Origin of the sequence: Streptococcus cristatus, assembly GCF_003944225.1 — a bacterium.
In the GTDB taxonomy this organism is placed as follows: Bacteria; Bacillota; Bacilli; order Lactobacillales; family Streptococcaceae; genus Streptococcus; species Streptococcus cristatus_K.
In genome coordinates, this window is sequence record NZ_RJPN01000029.1 from 1 (window position 1) to 875 (window position 875).

Here is an 875-nt window from a genome sequence, read left to right on the forward strand (position 1 = left end):
ATGCACCCTAGAGGAGTCGAACCTCTAACCGCCTGATTCGTAGTCAGGTACTCTATCCAGTTGAGCTAAGGGTGCCCTGTCGCATATCCGCTATGCCGAGGACCGGAATCGAACCGGTACGATCGTTACCAATCGCAGGATTTTAAGTCCTGTGCGTCTGCCAGTTCCGCCACCCCGGCCTCAAAGCGAACGACGGGATTCGAACCCGCGACCCCCACCTTGGCAAGGTGGTGTTCTACCACTGAACTACGTTCGCATCTCTATCCAAAAAAAATGCCGGCTACATGACTTGAACACGCGACCCTCTGATTACAAATCAGATGCTCTACCAACTGAGCTAAGCCGGCTCATTTATATTTCTATGCGGGTTAAGGGACTTGAACCCCCACGCCCTAAAGCGCCAGATCCTAAATCTGGTGCGTCTGCCAATTCCGCCAAACCCGCGCTTATGACCCGTACTGGGCTCGAACCAGTGACCCTTTGATTAAAAGTCAAATGCTCTACCAACTGAGCTAACGAGTCTTTCTTCTTGAAACTGTCTAACAATTTCAACGGTCCCGACGGGAATCGAACCCGCGATCTTCGCCGTGACAGGGCGACGTGATAACCGCTACACTACGGGACCTATATGGGAGTTAACGGGATCGAACCGCTGACCCTCTGCTTGTAAGGCAGATGCTCTCCCAGCTGAGCTAAACTCCCAAAAAGGAAGTACTCCGACTTCCTATCCTGCTAAGCGACTACCATATCTCACAGGGGGCAACCCCCAACTACTTCCGGCGTTCTAGGGCTTAACTTCTGTGTTCGGCATGGGTACAGGTGTATCTCCTAGGCTATCGTCACTTAACTTACTGAATTAACTTACAATATCTTAT

The 875-nt window shown here is 51.2% G+C and carries 8 tRNA genes and 1 rRNA gene; all 9 read right to left on the reverse strand.

Going from position 1 to position 875, the window contains the following annotated elements:
- Window position 1: 1 nt before the first annotated feature.
- Window positions 2–75: transfer RNA gene (locus D8797_RS10040), tRNA-Arg, on the reverse strand.
- Window positions 76–93: 18 nt separating this feature from the next.
- A tRNA-Leu gene (locus tag D8797_RS10045) sits at window positions 94–179 on the reverse strand.
- Between the two features lie 5 nt (window positions 180–184).
- A tRNA-Gly gene (locus tag D8797_RS10050) sits at window positions 185–256 on the reverse strand.
- Window positions 257–274: 18 nt separating this feature from the next.
- Window positions 275–347, reverse strand: a tRNA-Thr gene (locus D8797_RS10055).
- Between the two features lie 15 nt (window positions 348–362).
- Window positions 363–444 (reverse strand) — tRNA-Leu (locus tag D8797_RS10060).
- A gap of 5 nt (window positions 445–449) precedes the next feature.
- A tRNA-Lys gene (locus tag D8797_RS10065) sits at window positions 450–522 on the reverse strand.
- A 30-nt stretch (window positions 523–552) separates the two neighbouring features.
- Window positions 553–625 (reverse strand) — tRNA-Asp (locus D8797_RS10070).
- Between the two features lie 4 nt (window positions 626–629).
- A tRNA-Val gene (locus D8797_RS10075) sits at window positions 630–702 on the reverse strand.
- A gap of 29 nt (window positions 703–731) precedes the next feature.
- Window positions 732–847 (reverse strand): 5S ribosomal RNA (rrf, locus tag D8797_RS10080).
- Window positions 848–875 lie beyond the last annotated feature (28 nt).